Source organism: Halobellus sp. H-GB7 (assembly GCF_030848585.1).
Lineage (GTDB): Archaea > Halobacteriota > Halobacteria > Halobacteriales > Haloferacaceae > Haloquadratum > Haloquadratum inordinatus.
Genome location: NZ_JAVDDW010000011.1, coordinates 46,150 through 73,103, shown reverse-complemented (window position 1 = coordinate 73,103; position 26,954 = coordinate 46,150). Strand labels below are relative to the sequence as shown.

The 26,954-nt window shown below is 58.9% G+C and carries 20 protein-coding genes and 5 pseudogenes; 14 read left to right on the top strand and 11 right to left on the bottom strand.

Translation table 11 applies throughout. The features are described 5' to 3' along the window. Positions 1–125 precede the first annotated feature (125 nt). A complete protein-coding gene (locus tag RBH22_RS15190) occupies positions 126–1,388 on the top strand; it encodes a hypothetical protein (RefSeq protein ID WP_306678075.1) in 1,263 nt (420 codons plus the stop codon). 817 nt (positions 1,389–2,205) lie between these two features. Here the strand turns inward: RBH22_RS15190 and RBH22_RS15185 are convergent. Beyond that, entirely contained in the window at positions 2,206–3,627 is a 1,422-nt protein-coding gene (locus RBH22_RS15185) for a dihydrolipoyl dehydrogenase (RefSeq protein WP_306678074.1), read from the bottom strand. A 646-nt stretch (positions 3,628–4,273) separates the two neighbouring features. Between RBH22_RS15185 and RBH22_RS15180 the strand changes: the two genes are divergently transcribed. Both RBH22_RS15180 and RBH22_RS15175 read left to right on the top strand, forming a co-directional pair. Then, positions 4,274–4,993: an NAD(P)H-hydrate epimerase gene (locus RBH22_RS15180; protein WP_306678073.1), complete on the top strand. Its 720-nt coding sequence runs from the start codon at positions 4,274–4,276 to the stop codon at positions 4,991–4,993. After that, positions 4,972–5,568, top strand: a complete 597-nt coding sequence (locus RBH22_RS15175; RefSeq protein WP_306678115.1) for a redoxin domain-containing protein — start codon at positions 4,972–4,974, stop codon at positions 5,566–5,568. Before RBH22_RS15180 ends, RBH22_RS15175 begins: the two co-directional genes overlap by 22 nt. A 112-nt stretch (positions 5,569–5,680) precedes the next feature. On the opposite strand, the gene RBH22_RS15170 is transcribed toward RBH22_RS15175, so the two are convergent. The 3 genes from RBH22_RS15170 to RBH22_RS15160 form a co-directional block, all read right to left on the bottom strand. Continuing rightward, positions 5,681–6,280: a hypothetical protein gene (locus RBH22_RS15170; RefSeq protein WP_306678072.1), complete on the bottom strand. Its 600-nt coding sequence runs from the start codon at positions 6,278–6,280 to the stop codon at positions 5,681–5,683. Next, the gene (locus tag RBH22_RS15165; RefSeq protein WP_306678071.1) at positions 6,267–7,193 is read right to left on the bottom strand and encodes a DUF3179 domain-containing protein; all 927 of its coding nucleotides are present in this window, start codon (positions 7,191–7,193) and stop codon (positions 6,267–6,269) included. Before RBH22_RS15165 ends, RBH22_RS15170 begins: the two co-directional genes overlap by 14 nt. Positions 7,194–7,741: 548 nt before the next feature. Beyond that, positions 7,742–8,767 carry an NAD(P)/FAD-dependent oxidoreductase gene (locus tag RBH22_RS15160; protein WP_306678070.1) on the bottom strand — a complete coding sequence of 342 codons (1,026 nt, stop codon included), beginning with the start codon at positions 8,765–8,767 and terminating at the stop codon, positions 7,742–7,744. Positions 8,768–9,168: 401 nt separating this feature from the next. Here RBH22_RS15160 and RBH22_RS15155 point away from each other — a divergent pair, with 401 nt between their 5' ends. Both RBH22_RS15155 and RBH22_RS15150 read left to right on the top strand, forming a co-directional pair. Further along, positions 9,169–9,591 carry a hypothetical protein gene (locus RBH22_RS15155; RefSeq protein WP_306678069.1) on the top strand — a complete coding sequence of 141 codons (423 nt, stop codon included), beginning with the start codon at positions 9,169–9,171 and terminating at the stop codon, positions 9,589–9,591. 300 nt (positions 9,592–9,891) lie between these two features. After that, positions 9,892–10,881, top strand: coding sequence for a sulfite exporter TauE/SafE family protein (locus tag RBH22_RS15150; protein WP_306678068.1), 990 nt, complete (start codon positions 9,892–9,894; stop codon positions 10,879–10,881). A gap of 51 nt (positions 10,882–10,932) precedes the next feature. Here RBH22_RS15150 and RBH22_RS15145 read toward each other — a convergent pair whose 3' ends face one another. The 3 genes from RBH22_RS15145 to RBH22_RS15135 form a co-directional block, all read right to left on the bottom strand. Beyond that, on the bottom strand, positions 10,933–11,346 hold the full coding sequence (locus RBH22_RS15145; protein ID WP_306678067.1) for a helix-turn-helix domain-containing protein: 414 nt from the start codon (positions 11,344–11,346) through the stop codon (positions 10,933–10,935). Positions 11,347–11,615: 269 nt separating this feature from the next. Beyond that, positions 11,616–11,870: a hypothetical protein gene (locus RBH22_RS15140; protein WP_306678066.1), complete on the bottom strand. Its 255-nt coding sequence runs from the start codon at positions 11,868–11,870 to the stop codon at positions 11,616–11,618. A 138-nt stretch (positions 11,871–12,008) separates the two neighbouring features. Beyond that, positions 12,009–13,289 (bottom strand): RimK/LysX family protein, encoded by a 1,281-nt coding sequence (locus RBH22_RS15135; protein WP_306678114.1) that lies wholly within the window; start codon positions 13,287–13,289, stop codon positions 12,009–12,011. A 223-nt stretch (positions 13,290–13,512) separates the two neighbouring features. Here RBH22_RS15135 and RBH22_RS15130 point away from each other — a divergent pair, with 223 nt between their 5' ends. The 5 genes and pseudogenes from RBH22_RS15130 to RBH22_RS15110 all read left to right on the top strand — a co-directional run bounded on the left by RBH22_RS15130 (position 13,513) and on the right by RBH22_RS15110 (position 17,579). Continuing rightward, positions 13,513–14,541: a succinylglutamate desuccinylase/aspartoacylase family protein gene (locus RBH22_RS15130; protein ID WP_306678065.1), complete on the top strand. Its 1,029-nt coding sequence runs from the start codon at positions 13,513–13,515 to the stop codon at positions 14,539–14,541. 232 nt (positions 14,542–14,773) lie between these two features. Then, a pseudogene (locus tag RBH22_RS15125) lies at positions 14,774–14,977 on the top strand (helix-turn-helix domain-containing protein); the annotation flags it as partial. Between the two features lie 789 nt (positions 14,978–15,766). Next, on the top strand, positions 15,767–16,606 hold the full coding sequence (locus RBH22_RS15120; RefSeq protein WP_306678064.1) for a hypothetical protein: 840 nt from the start codon (positions 15,767–15,769) through the stop codon (positions 16,604–16,606). 2 nt (positions 16,607–16,608) lie between these two features. Then, the gene (locus RBH22_RS15115) at positions 16,609–16,926 is read left to right on the top strand and encodes a hypothetical protein (RefSeq protein ID WP_306678063.1); all 318 of its coding nucleotides are present in this window, start codon (positions 16,609–16,611) and stop codon (positions 16,924–16,926) included. Continuing rightward, complete coding sequence (locus RBH22_RS15110; RefSeq protein WP_306678062.1) at positions 16,923–17,579, top strand: ribonuclease H-like domain-containing protein; 657 nt, start codon at positions 16,923–16,925, stop codon at positions 17,577–17,579. The genes RBH22_RS15115 and RBH22_RS15110 overlap by 4 nt, the downstream gene beginning before the upstream one ends. Positions 17,580–17,796: 217 nt before the next feature. Here the strand turns inward: RBH22_RS15110 and RBH22_RS15105 are convergent, their stop codons facing one another. After that, positions 17,797–18,186, bottom strand: coding sequence for a hypothetical protein (locus RBH22_RS15105; RefSeq protein ID WP_306678061.1), 390 nt, complete (start codon positions 18,184–18,186; stop codon positions 17,797–17,799). Positions 18,187–18,392: 206 nt separating this feature from the next. Here RBH22_RS15105 and RBH22_RS15100 point away from each other — a divergent pair, with 206 nt between their 5' ends. The 3 genes and pseudogenes from RBH22_RS15100 to RBH22_RS15090 form a co-directional block, all read left to right on the top strand. After that, positions 18,393–20,558, top strand: a complete 2,166-nt coding sequence (locus tag RBH22_RS15100; protein WP_306678060.1) for a type B DNA-directed DNA polymerase — start codon at positions 18,393–18,395, stop codon at positions 20,556–20,558. Positions 20,559–21,589: 1,031 nt separating this feature from the next. Continuing rightward, positions 21,590–22,864 (top strand): orc1/cdc6 family replication initiation protein, encoded by a 1,275-nt coding sequence (locus tag RBH22_RS15095; protein WP_256289503.1) that lies wholly within the window; start codon positions 21,590–21,592, stop codon positions 22,862–22,864. A gap of 367 nt (positions 22,865–23,231) precedes the next feature. After that, positions 23,232–23,416: pseudogene (locus RBH22_RS15090) on the top strand (transcriptional regulator TrmB); the annotation flags it as partial. A 48-nt stretch (positions 23,417–23,464) separates the two neighbouring features. On the opposite strand, the pseudogene RBH22_RS15085 reads toward RBH22_RS15090, so the two are convergent. Then, positions 23,465–24,741, bottom strand: a pseudogene (locus RBH22_RS15085) (transposase). 137 nt (positions 24,742–24,878) lie between these two features. On the opposite strand from RBH22_RS15085, the pseudogene RBH22_RS15080 reads away from it, so the two are divergent. Next, positions 24,879–25,324 (top strand): annotated as a pseudogene (locus RBH22_RS15080) (transcriptional regulator TrmB); the annotation flags it as partial. Positions 25,325–25,361: 37 nt separating this feature from the next. On the opposite strand, the pseudogene RBH22_RS15075 reads toward RBH22_RS15080, so the two are convergent. Together RBH22_RS15075 and RBH22_RS15070 are read right to left on the bottom strand one after the other, a co-directional pair. After that, positions 25,362–25,630: pseudogene (locus RBH22_RS15075) on the bottom strand (PIN domain-containing protein); the annotation flags it as partial. A gap of 80 nt (positions 25,631–25,710) precedes the next feature. After that, entirely contained in the window at positions 25,711–26,733 is a 1,023-nt protein-coding gene (locus RBH22_RS15070) for an alpha/beta hydrolase (RefSeq protein WP_306678059.1), read from the bottom strand. Positions 26,734–26,954: the final 221 nt, after the last annotated feature.

Below are 26,954 nucleotides of genomic sequence, written 5' to 3'. Positions count from 1 at the left end.
CCAACTAGTATAGACAGGGGGTACCCCGTTGGAACCGCGGTTTTGAATCGATGGCCCACAGCAGGTGAGAGTTTATCCTCGACCCCGAAAGGGATCGAGGTCGCTGAAGAGGACACTCTAGAAATATGACTACCCAATATACACTTGAGACGTCGGTCCTTCCGACGGCACTCATCGAATACGACCAGTGGATCTGCTGGCGCGAACAGGAGCGCGACGGAAAGCCGACGAAAGTTCCAATCACGCCCGGGCGGGGCGAGTTCGCCTCCGCAACGGATGCGCAAACGTGGGCATCCTTCGAGGACGCGCTTGCAGGCGCCGAGTCAGGAGATGCTGATGGAATTGGCTTCGTCTTCACTGAGGATGATCCCTTCGTCGGCGTGGATCTGGATGACTGTCGCGATCGGGACACTGGCGCCGTCGCGGAGACAGCAGCAGATATCATCGACCGGCTTGACTCCTACACAGAACGCTCGCCGTCGGGAACCGGGTTTCACGTACTCATACGGGGTGAACTCCCTGATGGGCGAAACCGGAAAGGGACAATCGAGATGTACGATACCGCGCGATTCTTCACGGTGACCGGCGAGCACGTCACCGAAACACCATCGAGGATCGCGACGCGACAGGATGCGCTCGACGCACTCCATCGTGAGTACGTCCAAGAAGACCCCGTTGAGCAAACACACAAAACTGGAGGTGATGCCCCTGCCCGCGAGTCAGCGCAAGACAGTGCGCTCGATGATCAGGAACTCCTCGAGAAGGCGAAAAATGCGAGAAACGGGGAGAAATTCGAGCGGCTCTGGAATGGGAATACGCTGGGCTATGAGAGCCACTCCGAGGCGGATATGGCGCTCTGTGCTCTGCTTGCCTTCTGGACCGGCGGCGATGCCAAACAAATGGATCATTTCTTCCGGCAGTCAGGGCTGATGCGCGAGAAATGGGACGACGTCCACTACGCTGAGGGCTCGACCTACGGCGAGAAGACCATCGAACGGGCGATTGCCGGCACCTCGGAGTTCTATGAACCCGCTGCCGCACAGAGCCAAGAGACGGAAGATGACGTCCAAGGCCATAACAGTGCCAGTGCACCATCGAGAGGACAGCGAGCGCAGCCGTACCTGAGCGAGAAGAATCAACTCCTCAAAAAGCGCGTCACCGAACTTGAGGGGCTGCTTGCGCAGAAGAACGACCGCATCAACACGTTGGAATCGACAGTTCGTGAGCTTCAGGAAACGCTTGCTGAGCGCGAATCCGAAGAGCAGCGCAGTGATCAGGGAGACATCGGCGACACCGGCGACGCTGCCAGTGACGACGTCGAAGAGAGCGAATCAGCCACACAAACGATGTGGACCCGTACAAAGCGCTTTTTCGCGGATGACGAGTGACGCGCTGCACGAAATCTGAGGCGTACCTCAACGAACTCGATCTGATCGACACTGGTGCAAACACCCCCGAAACCAAGTTCAGCCAGCTGCAGCGGCCGCTGCAGCCGGCCAAGGGCGAGCTAACTGCCTCGCAAACGGCGAGTGCATTGTCAACTCTGATGGGACCTCGGAAGCCGACGAAGAGCCCGAATGGGCACTCGTCGAGTTGACCCAGCGAGCATCGAGGGGATATGACCTACAAAGCACCGTCCGACAACGCTGATCAGGACGATGAACTGCAAGATCTCCTCGGCTCTGCGACCGCTATCGAGAACGGTGCGGAATCGCACTCGATGACCGCCTCGTTGTGCAGGCGTCAGCAGAGTCAGGGGTATCGTCTGGTTCGCTTTGGGCAGTCGGCACGTTGGCACACCCTTCGAGGATGTGGCGTTCACCGATTGCCCTTTCGGATACTGCCTCGTTACGCGGGCGGACAGGCCGCCTCCATAGGACGGTTCGGAATCCGCTCCGTTCCGACCGATTCCTATCCATTAATAGGGTTGCCTGTCACTTAAACGCCAGTATTCTGAAACTCAGAGTGCTGTCGAACGTTGATGCTCTCCCAAGTGACGGCGCGTATCCACGGCGTGGAGTGGTCACTGTAACTGCTGAATACGAGCAAACACCGTTCTTGCTGGATATGGAAGCCCTTGAAACTGGATTACTGCACTGCTTCACTCGCCGTCTGCTGGCACCCCTATTGGATATTCACAACTAGCGCAGACCACTCAACGCCGTGGTATTGCGCCTGTTCAGCCTATAAAGGAGCCCGGTGGGCTCAGTGCGAGTGGCCGCCTCGGGAGAACTGCCCCGAGAACGCCCGCTGAATCACCTCCGAGAGCGCAGGATGGATGTGAATAGATTCACGAATATCAGTGACTGCCCCCGTCCCGGCTTTCATCGCGACGACAACCTCTTGGATGAGGTCGGAGGCTTCGGGTCCGATGATATGACAGCCCAGAATCTCTCCTTCCAAGTCGATGATGACTTTGACGAAGCCGTCGGCTTTCATAGCACTTCCGCGTGCTGTTTGGTCGTACCGATAGGTCCGCGTCGCATACTCCGTGCCGGCTTCCTGAAGCTCAGATTCGTGTGCACCTACCCCAGCGACTTCTGGTGACGCGAACACAGCGAAGGGCATCGCAGTGTAGTCGACCGGCTGAAGGTCGTCGCCGAAGAGATTTCGAGCGACGGCCTGTGCCTCGTGGTTCGCACTGTGCTTCAGAAGATACTCGCCGACGATATCTCCAAGTGCCCAGACTCCCTCAGCGGACGTCCGAAGATACTCGTCGGTCTCGATAAAGCCTCGTTCGTCTGTTTGGACTGCTGTCGCATCGAGATTGAGTAGATCGGTGTTCGGAGTGCGGCCAGCGGCCACGAGTAGCGTATCTCCCGTCACAGTCACCGAATCATCCTCGCGTATCCCGCCGTCTTCTCCGTACTCGTAAGGGTGGGCTTCGACAGTCACAGTACCACCGCTCTCCGAGGCAGCTGTCGCCGCATATCCGGTATGAACGGTGAATCGATCGGCGTATCGGTCAGTGAACGCCTCGGCGACCTCCTCGTCGGCTTCCGGGAGGAGATTCGGTCGTCGCCCGATAATCGTCACGTCACTCCCGAACGTCCCGAAAAAGTGACCGAGCTCGGCGGCGATGTAGCCGCCTCCGACGATTACGAGGTGGTCCGGTGGGGTTTCCAACTGCAACGCTTCGGTACTGGTGAGGTAGTCCACGTCGTCGATTCCGTCGATGCCGGGGATTGCCGGCCGCGTCCCGGCAGCAATCAACACTGTTTCGGCTCGAATTTGGGCCCCTTCGTCCTCGCCACTGACAATTTCGACCGTTCGTTCGTCGACGAATCGTCCCTCACCTTCGTAGAGATCGTGTTGTGGGGAGGAACGGAGGCCTTTCCGGATAGAGTCTGCGTCGGCACTCACGTCCTCGTTGACTTCGCGAACCATCTCCGCGAAGTTCACATCAGTTATTTCTGCGTCAATATGGAATGCGTCGGCACTCTCGACCGTCTCGAATACGTCTGCGTGGTAGAGCAGCATCTTGGACGGGATGCACCCGCGGTTGAGACACGTCCCGCCGAGCGGGCCTTTTTCAACGACTGCAACGGATTGGCCGCGGTTGGCTGCGGCGTTCGCGACATCCAAGCCGGAACCGGATCCGATGACCAAAAAATCGACTTCGTTCATCCATTAGTTATCCATCCTGGAGAGTAATAACCGTCTGCGCTGGTGTTCGATTCGCTTTCACACTCGTCCCAGTAGAACGCGGAACAGATGGCTCCGCTACCGTGGAGCAATTACCGGTGTACACGAGGACACTCGACAAAGACACCGATAGTATCGTCCGACCGCTCGTATGCGATCAGCTCTTTTATTAACCGGATATCGTGACCGCAGTCCGGGCACACGCCGAGGCGTGAATCGTCGCTCATCATTCAAGGGGAGAGGGGGAGCGTATGACGAGACGCCCCGTTCAGTAGTCAGGTGAAAAAGCGCATAAGCATTGGCCGGGTCTGCAATCCCGTTCCACAACAGCACAGAAGGGTGGTAGACGATATCGTGATCGCTAAGGGTCCGTCCCGGACACGCCCGCGAAGACGTGGTTTCGACGACGATTACGTTGTCGTCATCGTCTCCGAGGAATTCCGTGCCGAAGGTCGGGTCGTCTATACTTGGAACTGCGCCCGGGAGAGCACGTTCTGAATGTGCAGCTATAAAAGAGGAATGGCGTGCCATTGACAACTGTGAGCAGCCGCGTCGGAGACAAGACGCGTTTCGAACGCTTCGGACACCACTGGCGATATATTTGCCCCTGCTCCGCCATAGGTGAGATATGTCCCGGAATTCGTTTCACACGGCGGCTGGGCAGTCGGTCACCGCGGTGACCGCCGACGAGATGCGAGACGTCGACCGCGTCACCGTCGAGGATGTCGGGTTACAGTTGCTCCAGATGATGGAGAACGCGGGTCGTATACTCGCCTGGCACGTACGTGACGTTCGAGAGGTCGACGTGGTAATCGTCGCTGGGAACGGTGGGAACGGCGGTGGTGGGCTCACCTGTGCACGACACCTCGCCAATCGCGATATCCCCGTTCGGGTGATCTTGGACAGACCGTCCGAGGAATTGAGTGGTGCGGCGGCTCACCAGTACCACATTCTCGACCAGATGGGTATCTCGGTCACCTCTGGTGTCGAATCACTTGCTGACGCCGACCGACAGACGACCATCGTTGACGCGCTGATCGGCTACGGACTCAGCAGTGACGTCCGGCCGCCGGCGGATGCGTATATCGACCGGATGAATGACCTATCTGGTCCAACTGTCTCACTCGACGTCCCGTCCGGTATCGACGCCACGGCCGGCAAACCGCTGGGCGAGGCAGTTGCGCCGGATCGGACGGTCACCCTCGCCCTTCCGAAAACGGGACTCAATGCCCCCACAGGGGAGCTTTATCTCGCGGACATCAGTATTCCCCGAACCGTCTACGACCGACTCGATATCGAGTACGAACCGCCGTTCGAAGACGACGACTGGGTCCGACTCGAACAATAGGCCGCCGTTCGCTTCTGTGTGCTTCCATTGTACACTCTCCACTTCTTGATGTCTGTTGTCGCGATACTAGTTCATATGATGCGCAGAGGACAGGGGGCACCGGATTTCACGCTCCCGGGAGCGGCCGCTGGGACGATCGAAACGCACGGACTTCCCGAGTACACGGACCGAGGCTGGACGGTGTTCTCGTTATTTATCCATTTGATTTCCACCCGGCGTGTACCGACCAGTGGTGTTCCTTACGCGACGCCGACTGGCTCACGCTCTTGGACGGTGTCGTTGTCCTCGGTGTGGGATCAGACGCTGCCTACGCCGACCGCGAGTACGCAGCCATACACAACATCCAGTTTCCTCTCCTATCGGACACCGATGAGCAGGTGAGCCAAGCGTACGGAGCACTAACGGAGGAATTCGAGAACCATCGCGACGTCCCGCGCCGTGCTACGTTCGTCGTCGATGCCGATCGCGTCATCCAGTTCGCGTGGTCGGCTCGCAGTCCTGCCGAACAGCCTGATCTTGGTGCGTTGCGGCAGGCGACGAACTGCCGTAACGACGAGTCCGAAGAGTCGGTCTGACGGGGTCGAGACAGCTAACATCGTTCGGATTGTCTATGGATATTGTGAACGTCAGGACGGGAGGTTGACTGATGATCCCGATAACGCTCCTGAATTGCGGACAATACGCTGTTCAGAGTCTTGCCGAGTCGATCTGTCGACCGACTAAAATGAGGCTCCCGAGCAACAACACGACGGCAATTGGCAACAGGAACTGGAATGCTGTCACGATGATGCCCGAGGCTTGGATTCCGAGGACGATGAGGACGACAGGTCCACAGCAGGCGGTTCCCGACAGAACCGCCGGAATACTCGCGAGAAATCCGGACGATGAGGACCCAATTCCGCAGGCCGCGGGCTGACGCCACGCGAGATACGTAAGACCGAGGTTTAGACCGACCAAGCTTGCGATACCGAGACCTAAGACCGTATTGAGCGAAAACAAGTAGGTCACTGGGCCGACCGACACGCGAGCGACGGGAGTGAACGAAAACGGACCGAGCTCCGGCTGAAAGAACTTCCTGAGAGCTCCAGAGACGACGGTCACGTCAAACCCGCCGATACCCGGTGCGAGGTGCCCAAGTGCGTAGAGATAGATCAAGAGATATCCGACTGCCGTCCCGACGACGACGAGCGTCGCATCAGGGCGGCGAAATACCTCTGTCGCGGCCTCGAGAGTTCGTGAGGCGGCAGCCCAGAGCAACCCGAGCGGGGAGTTGTTACGCGTAGACATTGGTGTCGGGATAGTATCCGTGCCAGGCGAACCACATCGCATCGAACGTGTGGATCCCAGCGAGTGGCAGGGCGTCCGGTTCGTACGAGGAATCACCAATCAACACCGTACTGCCGTCAGTGGTAACTGTCCGTTCGTCGGGGTTCAGGTAGACGTACCCGGTATCCAGGCGCTGGTCGGCGACTGCGATGACCGGCGTCTCGCTCAGTTCGCCCGTCATAATCCGTTCCTCGAGGAGCGTCGATTTGTCGAACGCGACGGCCCCGTCTGCAGTCCGGGCACCCATAAACACGCGTTTCCGGCTGAACCGGTCGTCTTCTTCGAGCGTTTCGAAGAGCGTGTTCTCGTTGGAATAGTACCCTCTAGTCGGATTATATGACCCATACGGGTCTCTGCCGTAGTTTTTGGCGAAACCTGTCTCCGTCGAGAGGACCTGCGTATCGGGATAGAGTTCTTGCCACTGCTCCCAAGTCGTCCATACGAGTCTGAACTCCCGCAGCGATCTGGTTCCAGGGGCCGAATTCCACGGCCCGGGGATCGACGTAGCGAGGATCTGGGGCCACCAGGCCTCAGTGGCCCGATCGTACATAACAAGATTGTTGTTGATCAGACGGCCGGAGACGCCGAACGTCGTCTCCCCACGCTCGAACCCTTGGACGGTCCCGGTGAGTGGACAGTACGTCACTGCGACGGGGAGGTCACCGAGGCGGTCGTTGACGATCTCGTGTTGAACGAGAATCTTCTGTGGGTATGCCTTGACGTCACCGTTTAGTGCGACGCCGAACACGGGATCACCGGGGCTGAGAAAATCGGCGTCGTCAGGTCCGACGAACGAAGGATCGTCGATAGATGGAATCCCGTCTTTGGGTGGACCACCCGAGACCGCGAGTGATTCGAGTTCGCTGGGATCCATCGGCAGTGTCAGAGTCTCTTTGGCAGTCGGGACGGCGCCATCGGTGACCAACGTTGATCCGGCAGCACTCGACTCTGCTGTCGTGGCCGGCGCTCCTTCTGATTTAGGGTCTGCGCCGCTGGTACACCCCGCGAGCGCACTGAGACCGACTATCGTCAAGAGGCGTCGTCGAGTGAATCCCATTAGTGAATAAAACGGGCGAGAGAGGATTAACGCTTGAGCGGTCGTGCGGCTCGCTCACACACGTCAATTGGTACTTTATGTAATCGCTCAAATGTATAGAGGGACGACGGGTCGACCCCGACGGAATAGTCCTTCGACCAGCTCGAATCGGCATTCATCTGGTTGCCCTCGGTTCCGTCGGTGGATCGGATGTTCTGGCGCGCGTCGAGTTGGCGCAAGAGTCGAACGCGCACACGCAGGCCGCGTTCAACGACCAGCTAAATGACGACTCCGGAAGAGTTCTCCCTGCGTTCTATCGGAGAGCTGCCGGCTTTCACTGCGACCGACTAGGGCACCAATTGGTGGAGGCGGTCGACGGACGCAGCTCACTCGCCGTACGTGTGGAAATCAACGGCCTGTTCAAGCAGTTCGTCGGGGATCCCCGGGACCTCTTCAGAACGCACTGGCCCCTGCTCCTCGAGGAGCTCGGGGTCCCGTGGGAAGTCTCGGAGCTGGAAATGAACGTCGATGCCGGCTTTTGCACCCTGACCGAGTGCGACTGGAATCTGATTGTGTCCCGGCGTACAATCGCCGACGGCGTAGACGTCGTCGACTGACGTCCGCCCGTGGTCGTCCACCTCGATCGTGCCGTCGTCGTTGATGTCACACCCGAGCTCCCTAGCGAGCCCGTTGTTGTACTCGGCGCCGTACATCGCGAATCCGCCCTTGTACTCACGAACGGTGCCGCCCGCAAACTCGAGGGCTTTCAGCCAGCCGTCCTCGCCGTTCTGGACCCCCGAGACGTCGTCGTGTACGACGTCGATCGGGTGGTTCTCGAGCATCTCGGTAGTCTTTTCGCTCCACTCGGGGTCGTTACCTCGGGTGAGCAGGTCGACCTCGTCGGTGAAATTCAGCATGATGGCCGCGACGTGGGCGGCGCTCTCGGCGTGTCCCATCACGTACACCGGCTCGTCGACGAACATATGGGCATCACAGTGCAGACAGTAGTGGAGCCCCCGGCCGGTCCGGGGAAGTGGCGGCTCCGGCCGAACGTCGTTGAACCCGGTCGCGAGAACGACACGGTCGGCTTCGTACTCCGCGCTGTTACCCGATAGTCGGATGCCGTCCGAGTTGGGCCGCGCACAGGTCGTGACCATATCGCGGTGGATATCACACCCGTATGCTTCGAGTTGCTCTTGCCCGATGCCGAGAAACTCTGCACCACTCGTCTCCTCTTTTACACCCAGGAGGTTGTGGACCTCTTGCATCATCGCCGCCCGTCCACCACCACGGGAAACGACGGCCGTATCGTGTCCGAGTCGCGTGCTGTATAGGGCTGCTGTCATTCCGGCGGGGCCGCCACCGACCACGACGACTTCGTACTCGTGCTGCTCTGTGGAATCTGACGCCATATGTCAGATGTCTCAGTCGAATAGCAAAAGTCCCGCGTCGCCCGACGCACTCGGGAATCGTAGGTGCCCTCACAATCGATGGCCGCACGCGCAGTTCTCGAAACAGTAGGTCGTCGCATATTGCTCGCCCCTGACATCCTCCACACGGCTAAAGCCGGTGGGCTTTCGACTCGCTACCGCTGTAATAATCGACTCTGACCGAGATACTGGCACTGACCGGCCACGCGAGTGCAGGCAGATCAGTCCTCGATTACACATATTGTCAGCTTCATTCTATCTTTCTATGTGAATCTATCAGACGCTCCGTGTCGACAGTTTCAGACGCTTTCGCGGGTGTGCGTCTCTCTTCAACGGCCGCATCGTGGTTTAGTAGTCATCTTGCGTCTGATAGAACTGAACTTATGGCATCAGTTATTGCCGGTCTCGCTGGCGGCGTGGTTGCAACGATCGTTATGACTATCGCGATGATGATGGGCGACGGCGGGCCGCCGCCGACGGCAGCGCTCGTCGCGAAGTTCGCTGGCGGCGAACCCGAGGACTACGCGATGCCGGGGATGGCGTTGCACTTCGTCTACGGCATCGTCGCTGGCGCGGTGTTCGCGGTCGGCGTTCCGCTGCTCGGGCTTAGTCTCGGCTCCATCGGCGTCGCCATCGGTCTCGGGCTCGTCTACGGCATCGTCCTTATGATCGGGGGGATGATGTTCTGGATGCGGATGGTCCTCGGTATGGAGCCCGATAGAAGTATGATAATGATGTTCGGCACCGTTCACGTCATCTACGGCGTCGTTCTCGGTGCTTTCCTCGGAGCTGGCATCCTCGCGTAAGAGGACACCGAGTCGCAACCCTACGCGAACGTACTCGCAAGACCCACGATTCCACCAATTATACTATCCAGAGACATATGTCCCGACTTCCGTTACTCGAGTTAGACGACATCGTAGAGGAGTATCACCCGCTGTTCACCGACGAGTACCTCGGCAATCGCCATATCTTCCGGGCGTGGGCGCACAACCCGGCGGTCCCAATAAGAATGACAGTGGGCTACTTCTCTGGAACCAGAATCACCAGCCACCTGAGACAACTATGTCTCTGAAGGAACGACGTTCCCACTGGAGTCTTCGAGTATGACTCGGTCTACCGTTCTCGCATTCAGTGGTGTCATCGGACTATCGGGAGTGCTTACCTTACCGATGCTCGGCTTGGGGACTGGCATCGAGCTTGGGACGGTCGCATTACAATCGCTTCCAGTTCCGGCTGGCTTTCCGGTGGACCAGTTCCTCGCCCACTGGTGGGTGTTCCCGGCTTCGATCCTCTTCTCGCTGGTCGCGCTCGCTTCGGGCGTCTCCGGTGCGTTGTTCTTCAGTCCGCTCTTCATGTTGCTCGTCGGGCTGTCCCCCTCGCAGGCAATCGGAGCGGGGCTCTTGACGGAGGTGTTTGGGATGGGCAACGGATTGCTGAACTACGTCCGACAAGGGGTCGTCGATTACGCCACGGCGAAGTGGCTCTTACTCGGTGCGGTCCCAGCCGTCGTGGTCGGGGCGCTCGCCGCCCACGTCGTGCCGACGGCGCTCCTCACGATAGCGTTCGGTGCCGGGCTCCTCCTCCTGGGCGCGTTCCTCGTCTACTACGATCCGCCCGAGGAGTGCGTCCCGGGCGAGTGCGAAGGTGAGTTCTTGAAACGGAAGAACACCGGACGCGGAACGACGACCATCGAGACGACTGACGGCGAGACGTACACCTACGACACCTGCTGGCGTCCGCCCGGCCTCGGCCTGGCGACCGCTGGCGGGTTCATTACAGGGCTGATCAGCGCCGGCCTCCCGGAAATCACGACAACCCAGCTGATCGTCCGGTGTCGCCTGCCCCCACGGGTGGCAATCGCGACGAGCGTGTTCGTCCTTGCGGTGGCCGCGATTGCCGGCGCAGCCGTCCACGCGCTGGCCGCCACGCCCGTCTGGTACGTCGTGGCCTGGTCGATTCCTGGGGTCCTGATCGGCGGAACGATCGGCACCCGAGTCGGAAAGTACGTCCCTAGCGAAGTTATGGAGCCGGCGCTGGGCGTCATCTTCGCCATCGTCGGAGTGATCGTGCTCGCGAGCGAATTGCTCGCGTAGAGGCAGACGACCTGTTAACTCGGGGAGGTACCGACTGGCCTTGTTACTGGGCTACTCATCCAGGAATGACTCCCAGAAGACATCCGGCAGCTCTCGGTCGGGATTCTCGTTGAGGTAGTCTTGTTTCGTCAGGTTCGCATCTTCAATGAGAGAGGCTGCCTCCCCAGCCCAGACGTAGAACCCAATGAGCGTCTCGCGGCGCATTCGTTCGAGGTCGACCGAGTGATACACATTGACGACGCCGCCACCCTCGCGATTGAGTTCGGACCGTCTGAGCAATCCCAGTTCGACGAGTTTGTTGAGATACCGCGTGACCGTACTTCGGTCATACCCGAGCTGCTCGGCGACTTCGTTCGCCGAGAGGGGTCCCTCACCGATAACGCACAGACAGATATCCAGTCCGGCCTTTGGAAGACCGAACGCCTGGAGGAGAACCTGTCTCACGTCCGGGGGTTTCACGCTCATATCCAACTCCGTAACCCGCTTCATTGGTCGATCGTGGCAGGACATCGGTGGGTCGTCGCGTCCAACAACGAGAACGACGTTATCACAATCGGGGTCGGAGCATTCGTATACATCATACCGGCCGGAATTTGGATCGTACTGGACCTCGTCACTCTCGTCGTCGGATTGGGTTGTACTTCGATCAGACATCGGTAGTGGGTACCTCCATTTATACTGACTGTTATGTGGGGAACCGATAAATACTGGCCTCTCAATCGGCTGAAAACTCTTTACTCCGAATCGACGATCACCAGCTCATCGGTATCGAGAGCCAGTAGCTCTTCGCCGGTGATCGTTATTCTGACCCGACCGTCAGGGTACGTTCGGACCAGTTCGCACGCTGTGAGTCCATCTAGATGGGATTCAATCGTCCCTTCGTCGGTATCGAGCGTCGCTGCGAGCGCCGCCTTTGTCGTCGTCTCTCGCTGGACTGCATCGCTTGCTGTGGCGAGTTGTTTCAGGACGGCTCGTCTCGTTACGGACATAGTTGAAGGACGTCACTGTGTCCCGCACGGGCAAATACGCCCGGCTGTACCGGGAGTGGCGGGTTGGGAGCGAGAGTTCGCTCCGGAGGCGGTTCATCGCTCCGAAGTCCATCGACGGTTCGGCTTCTCTGCATAGGGTTATTCCTCGACTGTCTGGCTGATGTCGAGCGTGTAGGCTTCGAGTACGTCACGTCCGAGAAGGACTGGATAGGTCATCTCGGACCGATCGATAATGCTGGCCGTGACGGTCCGCCAACTCCCGTTCAGACACAGATCCACGTCGACGAGTGGGCGTGTTTCGGTCCCACTGACGGTCCCCGAACGCACCTGTGTCGTTCCGACCATCGGGCCGGCCCCGATTTGGCCGGCAAGGTCGGTATCGATGCTCGTTCGCTTCGCACCGGTGTCTGACTTGGCGACTACTTTCTCTGTTCCGTCCCGGCCGTGAATCCTGATACGCGTCGTATAACCGAGTACGTCCTCTTCTCCCAGGTCCTCGACGAGTGGTGGCTTGCAGTCCGGAACAGAATCGTCGAGGGTTGATTCGAGGTCGCTGATCGCGGAGTCCTCGACGGACCCGCCGAGGCGTTCGATCGCCAGTCGGGCGATGTGCGGTGCCGCAGAGACCCCAGTTGCCGAAAAGAGTCCTTTGAAACCCGCCGTGGCATTGACTTCTAGAATATACCACGATCCATCGATTGACATCAGGTCGACGCCGGCGATGTCTAATCCGAGCACCTGTGTCGCTTCACGCGCGAGTCGGCGGGGTTCCGACCCGATTTCATCCGTTATGCCTTCGACCTCACCGCCCAGAGCCACGTTCGTCCGCCAGTCACCGTCCGGAGCGTGGCGTCGCATAGCACCGACGATATCGTCACCGACGACGTACACCCGGACATCGGAGGGACGGACGCCACGTTCCTCGAGGAACTCTTGGACGAACGATTGCTCGTCGTCGATCGTCGGACCGACAGGCTCGTTCTGGGAGACTACGGACATTCGCTGTCCGTTGGTACCGATCGTGTGTTTGTGTGCGGCCTCGTCGGGCAGATGCTCCGGCCACTCCTCGAACGTTCGCGGTGATCGGCCGAAGTAGGCGTCGGGTACCGGGAGCCCTGCAGCGGCGAGTTTCGTCCCCGCCCGATACTTGTGGAGCGTGTTTGCGACTGCCTGCGGTGGGTTCACAACGGGTGTGGTGTCGGCATAGAGTGCGGCCAGCTGGAGGTCTTCGAGCTGTTGGTCGCTTTTTGTGAGCAACAACCGGTTGACGAGCACGTCAACCTGCGGCGAAAGTTGGACGCTGCCGTTCTCGATCCACGAACTAACGTTCTCATCGCGAATCCAGACCGGTTCGTGACCTAAAACGCGAACAGCATTCAGGATCGCTTTGGTCTCCTTGCTATTATGTGGACTCAACACACCAACACGGCACGCTCCCGTTGCAGTCTGAGCACAATCGACGCTCGCAGACCGCGTCGTCCCCGTCATCCCGTCCGACTGTGATGGGTCGGGAGAAGCGCTTGTCATAGGAGTTTCCTCCCGTCTAGGTCATCGGTATCATCTATTACCGGTTCGGCGGGCGTGCAAGACAGTTACACCCATTCGCCTCATTTAATTCGTAAGCCGTCCAAGTTCTGGGTCGATGAGCGACCAGCCGGAACCATTCACGTACGACGGTGGGCGGGTCGAGCCGGGGGAGACCCAGCAGTTGCGCTACACGGTGAGCGAGACGTATCTCGGTGACCCAGTTCGGATCCCCGTGACGATTATCAACGGGCCACGTCCTGGCCCGACAGCGTTTCTCTCCGCAGCCATCCACGGCGACGAACTGAACGGGATCGAAGTCGTGCGTGAGGTCGCTCAGGAGTGGAATCACACGGACGTCTGCGGGACTATCGTCTGTCTTCCCGTACTGAATGTTCAGGGGTTCACGGCGCAAGAACGCTATTTACCGATTTACGAGCGCGACCTCAATCGAGCGTTCCCAGGGAAACAAAACAGTACGAGTTCGAACCGAATCGCCCACAGCATCTACCACAATTTCATCGCCCCGTGTGACTTCGGCCTCGACTTCCATACTTCGACCCGCGGCCGGACCAATATGTTCCACGTCCGTGCCGATATGGACGATGAAGGTGCTGCTAGGCTCGCTCGAGCGTTCGGAACGAGCCTCATTATGGCCGGTGAGGGCTCCGCAGGGATGCTCCGGCGCGAGGCGACCGAGGACGGCATCCCCACGATCACCCTCGAGATGGGCGAGGCCCACCGCTTCGAACGGGAACTCATCGACCAGGCCCTCGACGGCGTGCGAAGCGTCTTCGCCGAGTACGGGATCTATCAACAAGAGACCGTCCGCTGGCCGGGGTGGCGGACCGTCATCGAGGGGTGGAGCGAGAAGACGTGGCTCCGGGCTGACGCCGGCGGCATCGTCGAGATGCGCCACGATCGGGGTGATCTCGTCCACGAAGGGGAGACAATCTGCCGGATCACGAATCCATTCAAATCCGATGCGATTGTCGTCGAAGCCCCGTTTACAGGGTTACTCGTTGGGGTGCTCGAAAATCCGGTTGTCTATCCGGGAAACCCACTCTGTCACTTCGTCAAAATCGGGGAGATGCAAGAACGGATTATCGAAGAGCGGACGGGACAGACCCACGAATCGACGGCGTGATAGAGATACGAGCGCATACCCCCGCTTTCCCGTGAGTGACGAGTGTTCCGGCATCAGTCGGAACCGAGGAGCGAACAGGCGGGGTTGAGCGGACACTCGGGGGATGCAAACCACCGTACTGTGGCCGAATTGGATGGCCGACGAAGGTTTTTGTCGTGGCCTAATCTACTGGGAAGTGCTACGGAATCGGTGAGATGCCGGCCTCCAACAGACAAGGGGCAGCGACGTCAGCGGGAACGTCCATTACGTGTTGTTCCCGCAGACCAACGGTATCGATGCCGAGTAGGTCGACGGCAACCCCGTCATCCCGTTGGACGATGTCGTCGACCAGATGATGGAGAATCGCCCCGCGTACGAGCCCGCCTTGGAAATTATCGCCGACGAGTATGACAGGGACATCGATGCATCGCACCACAGCGCGATGGGCACGACCTAGCAGAGGCGATAGAATGAGCCTCCCCGAGCGACAATCCGAACTCATCGACACGCACCGTGCGGTACAGGACGCCGAACGACCGTATGTTCTCGTTGGCGGCTGGGCAGTTTCCGCGTTCCAAACACGGTTCACGACCGATATTGACACCGTGATCTCGGACACTGCACTCAACGATTACGACACTCTCCTTCGCGACCTTGGATACGGGAAACAGTTCGAGCAGGATGTCTCAAACGAGTACGACATTCGGATGATCCAGTACACGAAACCAGTTGGAGAGAGCAGAGTCAAGTTCGAGGCACTCGTGGATGCGGTGTCGACAGACGGACGCAGAGTGGTTGTACCACTATCTCCACGAACACAGTACGATCGATTCACTCGACGTCGCCGACGACCTCGACGGGCAAATCCCGGAACCGGCTCTGCTGTTTGCGATGAAACTCCACAGCGGACGGAAGGCCGATACCCGCGACCTGGTCGTGGTCAGTTTGCGTGCGTATTTCAATCGTAGTAATTAAATCTCCAATGCGGGCTGAATTCGGTCCCCGGAACCGACCTCGGAAACCGTCGGACGGCCGTAGAAACTCGGCGATTGAGGATAGGTCAGCACCAGTCTCGAGCCTTCCCTGAAACGCGGAAGCGCCACGCCGCGGCTTATCGAAGGCCGTGAACATAGAGTCGTGTATGGGAGACCACTCACCGTCGAATCAATTGGCAGTGGAGCAGCCGACACGGGGCGCTGACCGGAATCAGTCTCTGGGTGACCAAGCCGACCCAGCCACGGAGGAGATGCTACTGCCCTCCCTCAAGGATGGCATCACCCTGCTTGACGTGGAGGGAGGTCGTGGCGTCCCGATTGTCCAGTCATTGGTACTCGATCATCTCCTCCTGCACGACGGGCCCGCCTTCTGGGTCGACGCAAACGGCCACGCGACGACGACCACACTGGCGCAGATCGCGCCCAGTCAACGGTTGCTCGATCGCGTCCACGTCGCACGCGGGTTCACCGCCTCCCAGCACTACGGCGCCGTCTGTGATCTCCCGACAGCGGTGAACCAAGCCATCCGGAACTCGACCACCGACACTGGGACACGCGATAGACAGCCGGTGGGTCGCGACGAGAGCTCGTCACCACACACCCCCTCGCTCATCGTTGCACCGGCCGTCGACGTCCAGTACCGCAGCGACGACACGTTCAGAGGAAAGCACGCAGAAACCCTTCAGACCCGAACGCTCGCCCAGTTGAGGACCTACGCCGATGGGTACGACATCCCGGTGCTCGTTACGCGAAACGAACGTAACGAATTCACCGAGCCGGTCGCGACGGCCGCCGACAACCACATGGAGTGTGAGCAGACCCGGATGGGACCACGGGTCGTCGGCGACGATTTCGAGACGCTCGTCTATCCTGTCGAGGACGGCGCGTACTACCAGACGACGTTCGCGTACTGGCGGCAGCTGCTCGCAGCGCGCGCTACGCAGGTCGGCGTGGAACCGGTGACGCCGGCGCCGTCGACGACAACTCCGGAGGGTATCGGGACGGGCGTCACAGCTGACGGCGAAACGATATCGACCACCACAGATCCCCTACTGGATGCGTGGACAGCGGCCGGTACCGGAGGCCGATAGCGATGGGCCGTACGAACCCGACGTACTGCGATGCCCTCCGGGCTATCGAAGAGCGCTGGGCGGAGTTCCGCCGGGCACTACGGCGTCGTGACCAGCCGCGCTTCGACCGACTGTTCGAGTACGCTCGCGAGCACGCCGACGCGAGTGGACTGTTGAACCACCGGAATCCACTCCTGGCGGCGCTGTTCAGCATCGACCTCGAACAGGAAGCCACGTTAGAAGATCACGAGGATCGTCTCGAAGCCCTCGAACACCGCCTCAACGAACAGCCCGACACCGAACCGGCATCCGACGAAGAGACCAGCGAGACACACAGATGAGCACACTCGCGACGATCGCATTCGATATCGAGACAACGGGATTTTCGACCACCGACCAACTGACCGTCGTCGGCTTCGACGCCGAGATTGGCTCGCGAGTGTTCCTCAACACAGACGGCAGCACGTGGTCGAAAGACATCGAACAGCGCATAAACGAGCGCCTCACCAGACCAGTGACGCTCTCGGTTCACGACGATGAGGGCACGCTGTTGGACGCCGTCAAGACGTTCGTCGACGCCACGATCGCACAGCGAGACGTCAAACTCGTCGCGTACAACGGCGAAACCTGGAACGGGGGGTTCGATCTGCCGTTTCTTCGAACGCGGCTCAGCCATCACGAACGCGAATGGCCGTTTGCTGAGTTGCCGTACATCGACGTGATGGAGGTGTTCGCTGCACGGTTCAACACGAGCGAGAACAGCCTCACCGGAGTCTACGAGGAACTCGTCGCTGCCGGGCACGGGACAGTCGATCCATTTGCAGCGAGTAGCGAGGCCGTCGAGGCCTGGCAGACCGGCGACTTCGAAGCGGTCGTGCTCCACAACGTCGCTGATATCCGGCGCACACGAGCGCTGATGGATGTTGCCGAACGCTACTGCTCGAAATCAGATTTCTCGATGAAATCGTTGGACCCCGTCGCGACTGGAAAATGAAGAGCGTCCCCGACACCCGCAAGCGCCGGCTCCTCTCGTAAGAGTCCACCTGTCGTCGAGGTACGAATCAAGCGGGATGCGCTCGACGCCGACGGTGTCGTAATCCTGCTCAGTAGAGAGGATGGTGTTGCCGTTGAGATGTGCGACTCCGAGCGGGAGTTGGATGAGGAGAGTACCGATCAACAGCAGCAGTACCGGCCCAACCGTTGGCTGTGTCCTACACGTGCTCGCTGGTTCGTGCTTCTGGGATAGGGTCAACTCGAAACACGTAGTCCGGGTAGACGCCATCCAGATTCGTCGGACTCTCTTCGGCGGTGTGCTCCCGACAGAGGGCGGCTTTTGACTCCACGGCGCCGTGGCCGGTTTCCTCTTGATAGCGTTCACAGACAATAAATTCCGGCGGCTTGGTGCAGCCGCGACGGTGACACTCACGGGGCGGGCCTGGAGAGTCGTCCGCTTCGCCTCGGGTCTCGTCAGGGGGGCTCTGATCGTCAGCAGTCGGGTCCGGTTCGTCGGCACGGTCACGTGCCTCCGCAAGCTCTCGCTCCCGCTGACGTCGTTCCGCGTTATCCGCTTGGTTCTCTCGTCCTTCTTTGGTATCTGCCATACCTGTTCTTGCGCGAGCGAAAGGGATAATGCTGTGGACGGTCGTCCGCTCAGTCTGACGGATTCCGGAAACCGTTCCGGAAGTGAACGACGACGAACAATAAGCCGGAATGTGGCGTTGAAGACGCTTTCTGACGCCGTTTGCTGAAGTCCGGAAGCGACACGCCGTCGCTTATTGGGTTAAGATGTTCAGAATATTGATAACAGATGCCGTTCAGCATCGACTTTCTGGACGACGGTCGCGTCCTGGAATGGGAAACAACCGCCGACGGTGCCGTCGCAACAGAACGGGATAACTACACTCCGCGCTTCTACGTCGCCGCTCGCGACCCTGACGCCAATCTCGACCTCACGACACTCCAGTCGGTGTACGACCAACACCCGGACGTCGTCGCGACCGAGCTGGTTGGGCGACGCCCTGGCTTTCGACGGGACGAGGAACCAGTCCTCGCCGTCGACATCGCCCACATCGACCGCGTCACTGCGCTCGCCCGGCAAGCGCGCCAGCTGTCGGACTATCCAATCGGGGATCTCACCTGTTTCAACGTGGACTTCTCGCGAGAGTTCCGGTACTGTCTGGAGACCGGCGCTGATCCGACGCCGGCAACCGAGCTGTCGACGCTCCGACTCAGCGTCCCGGTGACCGAGACGAGCAACGACATCTATGGGGAACTGTCTGTCGCCGGCGACACCGTCACCGGCTCGCCGGCGGATATCCTGACCGCTGTCCAGGGGGCGCTCGACGCACACGATCCGGACGTCCTAGTCTGCTCGACGAGCGAGATCGTCCCGACCCTCTACGAGATGGCGACAGACGCCGGCATCGACGACTTCTCGCTGAGTCGGTGGCCGGACGTGGACTACCAGCAGCTCGCGAGCCGGTCGACGTACTCGAGCTACGGCCGCGTTGGCCACTCGCCAGCGCGGTACAACGTCCCCGGGCGGGCAATCATCGACGAGTCGAACACGTTCTTCTACGGGGAGACGAACCTCGACGGCGTCCTCGACCTCGTATCGCGCTCGAGAAAGCCCGTCCAGGAGCTTGCGTGGGCATCAATCGGGAACGTCCTCACAGCGATTCAGATCTGTGAGGCCCACGACCGCGGCGTCCTCGTGCCGTGGAACTCCTGGCGCCACGAGTTCTACAAACCGATGGGGACGCTCCACGACGCCGACCGCGGCGGCTTCATCTTCGCGCCTGAGGTCGGCTTTCACGAGAACGTCCACGAACTCGACTTTTCGAGCCTGTACCCGAACATCATCTGTACGCGAAACGTCTCACCGGACGTCATCCGGTGTGACTGCCATAGCGACCGCGAGGATGTCCCCGGCCTCGGGTACTCCATCTGCGACGACCGGGGCTACCTCGTCGACGTGCTACAGCCGATCATCGACGCTCGCGACGAGATCAAGGCGGCCATCCGTCGCGAGAACGAGCGGAATGATCCCGACAGGGACCGACTCGCGGAACTCGAAGGACGGTCGGGCGCGCTGAAGTGGATCCTCGTCGCCTGCTTCGGCTATCAAGGGTTCAGTAACGCGAAGTTCGGCCGCATCGAGTGCCACGAAGCAATCAACGCGTTCGCTCGCGAGATTCTACTACTGGCGAAACAGCGGCTGGAAGCCGGCGGCTGGCGGGTCGTCCACGGGATTGTTGATTCGATCTGGGTAACACCCAATCCTGACGTCGACGACGATGACCGCGAGGACCTCGAGGCACTCGCGACAGAGATCACGGAGTGCGTCGAGATTCGGCTCGAACACGAGGCTCACTACAACTGGGTGGCGTTCGTCCCACAGCGCGAGAGCGACGCCGGCGCATTGACGAAGTACTTCGGCAAAGTGGCAGGTGGTGACGAGTTCAAGATCAGAGGCATCGAAGCACGGCAGCGCTCAACCCCACCGTTCATCGAGGCCGTCCAGCGGGATTGTCTCGAACGGCTCGATGCTATGCGGTCACCGGACCCCGTACTCGACTGCCTTCAGGACGCCATCAAGCGCCTCCACGCTGGAACAGTGCCGGTCGAGCAGCTCGTCGAACAGAATCGTGTCTCCAAGCCGCTGGAGGGGTACACGCAGAACACTCAGAACGTGGCCGCGTTGAAGCGGGCCCGGGAGCAGGATCTTGCTGTCCATCCAGGGCAAGACATCGAGTACGTGGTCGTCGACGACGAGAAGCGATCACGAGAACGGGTCGCGTTGGCTCACGAGGAGACAGAGTCGTACGATGCGTCGTACTACGAGACGGAACTTGTCAGAGCCGTCGAAAGTCTGTTGTCGCCGTTGGGCTGGGACCGCAGGGAAATCCGACGGGGAATCGCTGAGACTTGGGAGACGAACTTGGCTGCCTTCACCGGGAATGACGAGAATTGACCAACAATTCTGGGAATATCGGAAGTGTGTTGGTTAAGATTAAATTTGACCACGCTGCCGGATTTCAGATCAAGCTAGGAGAGACGAAATTACACCCCGAAAATATGACTGAATTAGCCAGCACCGAGGTCATCGTTCTGGTCGTTGGTTACTTGGTGGAGATTGGTTATAACCACGGGTTCTGAATGACTCGAAAGCAGATCACACACCTCTATCGATGTGTTTTGAGTCAGTTCACTGCTATCCAAGAAGGCCAGCCCATCGAGAGCACAGACACCCCTCTATCGATGTGTTCCATAGGATAGCGTGAGGCGTCTGATTGGAAGAACACCGATAACGATGTGATCGAATGGAAGTAAACCCCGACTCACCCGCTCATCTCATCGTTTAGTGGAGTTTCCCGATTACCGAGCAAGCGATAGGTGAAAACTCGATAGGAGAAGACTAAGCTAACACATCGAACACATCGATAGAGGTGTGTGTGAATGTGTTCTAGAAAACTAGAAGAGAACAAATAGAAATTAGCTCTTTCTATGAGACACTATTCAGGGATCTAATCAGGTTCAGTCGCGAAATCAGGGGAAGAGGCCGCCATTCTGATGATTGACCACAGAGGTTCTCTCGAGTAACCCCCCTCCCTACCGAAACGACGAACACATCGATAGAGGGGTGTGTCTCTGGATCGACCGAATTACATAACACTTCGTCGGGCGTCTGGGGATTCGATCGGCAGCTCACGGTGGAATTTTAGAATTTGAGCAGATGGACAATCTGACGCGTATGATCACACTTCGATAAGGGTGAGAATCTTTTTGTAACTTGGCTGTATGGCCTCCCATATGGGAACTGACGACTCCGAGCATTCTCGGGATGATTCGAGAATACCGGAGGATGAGACTACCACGAACACCGATATCGGTTCTGAACTTACTGAACCGGAACTCTCGACGGATCAACTGGATTCCACGCTCCCCGAGGATACCTCGGCTTCCACGTCGTCTTCTGAGGAGTCGACGCAGTCGATTGAGGATATGCTGCTGGAGTTCGACGACCAGGAGGGGCTCATTCGTGACCGATCGCTTCTGGATCCGAACTACGTCGTTGAAGAGGACCGTATCGTCGGTCGGGACGACCAACTGCAGGAAGTAACCAAAATGCTCCGTGTCGCCCTCGGTGATAACCGACCGCCGAATCTCTTCCTGTACGGTCCCTCGGGAACGGGCAAATCACTCATTACGAAGGCCGTCTGTAACAACATCAGCCGCATCTGTGACTCGCGCGACATCCGGTTCGGGACCATCGAAGTCAACTGCCAGGATCTCGATACCCTCGGAGTTGCAGTGTATGAACTCGTCCAGCAGGCTGCAGACGAGGCCCAGGTCGATATCCAGGTCCCGAAACACGGCGTCGCAACCAAAGAAAAGTGGGATGAACTCTACCGAATCGTCAACGAGAATTTCGATTCGGTGGTGTTCGTACTCGACGAACTAGATATGCTCGTGGGACGCCGAGACAAACAAGAACCGGCGTTTTCGCGACTCCTGTATCAACTCTCCCGCGCGGGCGCGAACAACGAATTGAGTGCCCACGTCTCCGTCGTTGCTATCTCGAACGACACGAAAATGATGGATGCCGTTGGCAGCCGCGCCGTCAGTTCGTTTACGCCAGAGGACGTCCATTTCGACGACTACGATGCGAATCAGCTGCAGTCGATTCTTCGTCGGCGAGAGGACGCATTCTACGAAGACGTCGTAGATGCTGACGTAATCCCGCTCGCAGCAGCCTTTGCCGCTCAGACACACGGTGATGCGCGGAAAGCAATCGATTTGATCCGCGTTGCTGGCGAACTCGCCGAACGAGAGGGTGACGCACGCGTTCGTGAAGAGCACGTACGATCCGCACAGGCAAAAGTGGAAAAGAACCGCGTTCTCGAAGTCGTTCGCGGCATCAGCACTCAAAAGAAGTTATGCCTCTATGCGACAGCAGCTGTCGCCGCACAATCTGATAATAGTTCAGCTCGGAGTACGACTGGGTATCGAGTTTATCAGTTTCTCACGGAGGCAATCGATGCCGATCAGTATCACCAAGAAACCTATGTGAACAAAATGAAAGAACTGACCACGTATTCTCTCGTGGACTTCGAGCGGCGAAGCCACGGCCCTAGTTCCGGGATGTTTCTGGAGTTTCAGTTCGCTGAGCAACCAGACACGATTCTGGAAACGCTTCGCGAGGACTCTCGACTTGAGATGGTCTCTGAAGACGAGGTCAACTCTGTCGTCAACGCACAGATTAGAAACCAGACGTAGCCGAACAGAGCAATTGTACGGAAGACACCCCTCACCGGACACCCCTCTATCGATGTGTACAGCCTGTCTGGTAGCAAATCCCAATTGATAGTCGGTTTATTTCACTCAGCGAATGTGTCTTGTCCGAGCTATGTTCCTGACACCCCTCTATCGATATGTATGCCGTGCTTAGACCGTCTGAAATGCAGTATTTTGAGGGGCGACTTGGTGATGGTAGGGCTTCTCAATCTCGTGTTGTAACAGTATCAGCAGATGCTTCCGTTTCGAGTACACCCCTCTATCGATGTGTTCGAGAGAATATTGTCCGCATACACCCCTCTATCGAAGTGTACATCTTAGATCTGGAGCTCCTATTGTCGAGAGGAACTCCGTCGAACTCTATCAGGACCTCGTCCGCCAGCAGTCCACATCGATTTCTCCGAGCTGCTGACCGGCAAGACACTCAAGGTGCTGTACTACCTCGACCGGCCGCGAACCGTCTCTGAGATCGCCAACCCGAGCGACAACTACCGCAACACGGTTAACCGCGTCCTCAAGCGATTTCGTGACCGTAAATCGCCTTCGGAGTCAAGCCCCGAGGCTTTCGCGTGGACTCCCATTCTATGCCTCGGTAGAGGCAGGGGGTACGTACTCCCCACTCACGTTCAACATCCCGCGATTCAAGCGCACATCTACGGGTGCGCCTCCGTCGTTTGCGTTTTGCCGACGACGGAGATACTGCAAGCCGATATTCTTGGACGCGTTGTAGTCCGCGTGGTTCTCATACCCACACTTCTGACACTCGAACGACTCCCCGTTACGGTTATCGTCGTGGGTAAACCCACACGTCGAGCAACGCTTCGACGTGTTGCGCGGGTCAACCTGTACGACTTCAACACCGTGTTCTTTGGCTTTGTATTCGACGTACTTGGAGAGGCGTCGAAAGGCCCAGACGTGTTGCCACGTCGCCTCGGGGATGTTCTCCCGAATATGGGTCAAGTCCTCGAACACGATATGAGAACAGTCGTGTTCGACGGCCTCCTCGATGAGTTCGTTTGCCACCGAGTGTAGGAATATCTCGAACCGCCCGTACTCTTTCTGCCCAACACTCTCGATGTTTTCGTGGGCGTGTCGAGACCCACACTGCTGAAGCGACCCACGACGTTTCTCGTATTCTCGTCGCCAGTGGTTGAACTCGTCTGCCGACCAGAATCGCCCAGTCGAAGCAACGGCGAGGTTGTTGACGCCCAAATCCACACCAAGGACTGTTCTGTGCTTGGACTCGGATTCAGACGCTTCCTCGTCGGGTTCGACTTTCCGCATTGAGGCGTGGAGATACCAGTCACCGTCACGGTACTGCAAGTGCGCCATCCGAAACTCGAAGTCCTCGTCAGAGACGTACTTCGTCGGCGGTGTCTCCGAGTCGTCGGGAAGGATGTAATCGCACTCAACGCGCCCGTCTACGGTCGAGAGGGAAACGTGGTCACGGTGGAACGTCGCACTCCGCTTGTCGTAGACTGCGCTATCGGCAGAAAAGTACGGTTGCGACGTGTTCTCGCCACGTTTAAGACGCGAGACCCCGCTTTTGGCGGCTTCAACAGCCCTGCGAATCCCTTTCTGGACGAGGTTGGCGGTGAGGTCGGTTTCGTCGCGGAGTCGGTCGTAGAGAGCGCGTTCGGCTTTCGCTTTCGAGGTGACGTGGTATCCGTCGTCGTCACCAGAAACGCGAGATGTTTCTGGTTGGCAGCCAGATTCCAGAGGAATCTGGCGACGCCCGTGCCAGCACACTCGCTTGCGGTGTTGGCGCAGTGTTTGAATTGCTCGACAGTCTCTCGAAGAGAGGCGTCGGCTCCTTTGGGAGTGTCGAGTTTGATGACGGCGGTACGACGGTATTCCACTGTGCTTTCACACATACGGACAGTGTTAGTTATACGTTTGGGAGTCGGCCTGCCGTCGTCGCGTGGTTTGTGTCATCGGTTGTCGGCTTCCTCCCCGACCTCAAGGGTCGGGGCATCCGCCTTGTACCGCCTGTGAACTCGTCGGGACGGACGACGGCCACTACGAGTTCAACGCCGATTTCGACCGCCTCCACGAGTTCGCCCGGGGACTCACACACCATCTGCATCGCCAACGCTTCGAAGCCGTTGCCCCGAAGGGTACGATTCTCTGGGAGGACTACGACGAATTCCTCGCCCAGACCGAGACGGTAATCGACGCGGAGGTGTTCCACGAAACCGGCCTCGCTCGGTTCGCGGTCTTCGACCTCCAGTTCCTGCTCACCGGCCACGCGACTACGTCTACTCCGAGGACCTCGATGCTGTCTCGACGGCGGAGCTCTGCTGTCACACGCCGCTGATCGACGACGGCAGCCGCCACCAGTCGTACTGTCTCCTCCTACTCAGTCACGTCGACGTCGACCGGCTCCCGGACTGGGACGAGTTCCAGGAGCTGGCGGCTGATTACGAGGTGCGACCGTCCTGAGACCGAACATCGTCACCAGCCGTGCCGTCTGCCAGCGTCAGTTCGGATGGTAGAGAGTCGTTACTGTATCGAGTCGAGAGACATCCTCGACAGCGTCAAAATCGTCGTCAAACGCATACAGGTGGCCGAGCCCCTCGGTTTGCAGATACGCGACAATGCAGGCATCGACGAAGGAGAGCGGTTCGTGTTGGCGAAAGAGGGCCTTCCCTGTCGCGAGGCGTCGGTGGTGAGTGAGTCGATGTGGAAGCGGGCGTTTTCTTCGATTCGATCGAGGAGATCCACGGCTGCGTCGTGGCCAGCGTGGGTACAGAGGTCGTGCGCAGCAGTCGAGATCCATAATTCGATTGGCTGAAAACGGCCACCACACGCCGGAAACGCAGTTGGGCCTACTGTCGGGTAGTCGTCGACTCCACCTGCTCGATTGTCGACTCAACGAACGATTGCAGCGCTCTTTGGACGCGGTCGGCATCCGGACCGACACCCGCGAGGTGATCGGCATCGACGCGGACGAACTCGACGTCTGGCAGCGCTTCGACCACAAACTCGGCGTGAGAAATCGGGACGGCCGCGTCGAACTCCCCGTGAAAAACCAAGACCGGACATTCAATTGTCTTGTAGTCGACAACGGGGAGCTCGCGACACCAGCGTTCGTCGTTAAGCGTCCCGTCGATGCGGGCACTGGCGGGGAAGATGGTCGGGACGAAATCGAGGTCTCTCCTGTGTTGTGCAGGGTGTGTCAGGATGTATTCGACGTAGGTTTCGAGGTCTTTGCCCTCCAGCGTCGAGAACTCGGCGTGCATATTCTCGATGAATCGATCGGGCATAAACCGGTGGAGGAAGGCGAGCAGACCGGAGCGAATGTCAAGTACCGGCGTCGAGGTGAGCAACGGGTCAAGGATCGGGTTTCCCGTGTCGTACATTCGGTCGTCGATCTCCGTTGTGATTGCCGATCCCAAGACCAGCCCCGCGACCCGCTCGGGATAATCAGCAGCGAGCTGGAGGGCGACCGGGCCCCCACAGGAGATCCCGACGACGATCGGGCGTTCCACGTCGATGGCGTCAAGGAGCGCCACGAGGAGGGCGGCCTGGTCCTCAAAGGACCGGTGGTCGTCAAGCGGCGTCCGGAGAAAGCCCGGCCGGGAGGGGGCGATGACTTCAGCATTGTCTCCAAATACCCCGTCCAAGAGGAGTCCCTGGTCGTAGCCGCCCGGTGCTCCGTGAAGTACCAGAACGGGGTACCCCGAACCCCGCCGGGCGACCTCGACGACACCCCGATCTGTTTCGACGAGTTCACTCCCGGCCGATAGCTCCGCGAGTCGGCCCCGTTTCCAGCGCCAGAACGCACCGCCCGCCGCGCAGAGGAGCAAGCCCGCACCGATTCTAATCGACCGTCTCAAGTTTCGGCGCATACGTGTCAATACGATTTCACAGGTATAGGTTCTGAGGGCATCGGTGTTCGGTTAAGCCCGAGCCGACGGTTCTGGAGGGTTTGAGCATCGGTTGATTCCGCCGTCTACGCCCGGCTCAGGCAATTTCGGACCCCATAGGATATTACTGGGAGTGTTAACCGAACACGGATGGTTCTGAGGGTTTCAACAAAGCCAGGAATCGATATGTGACGGGCGTCCGT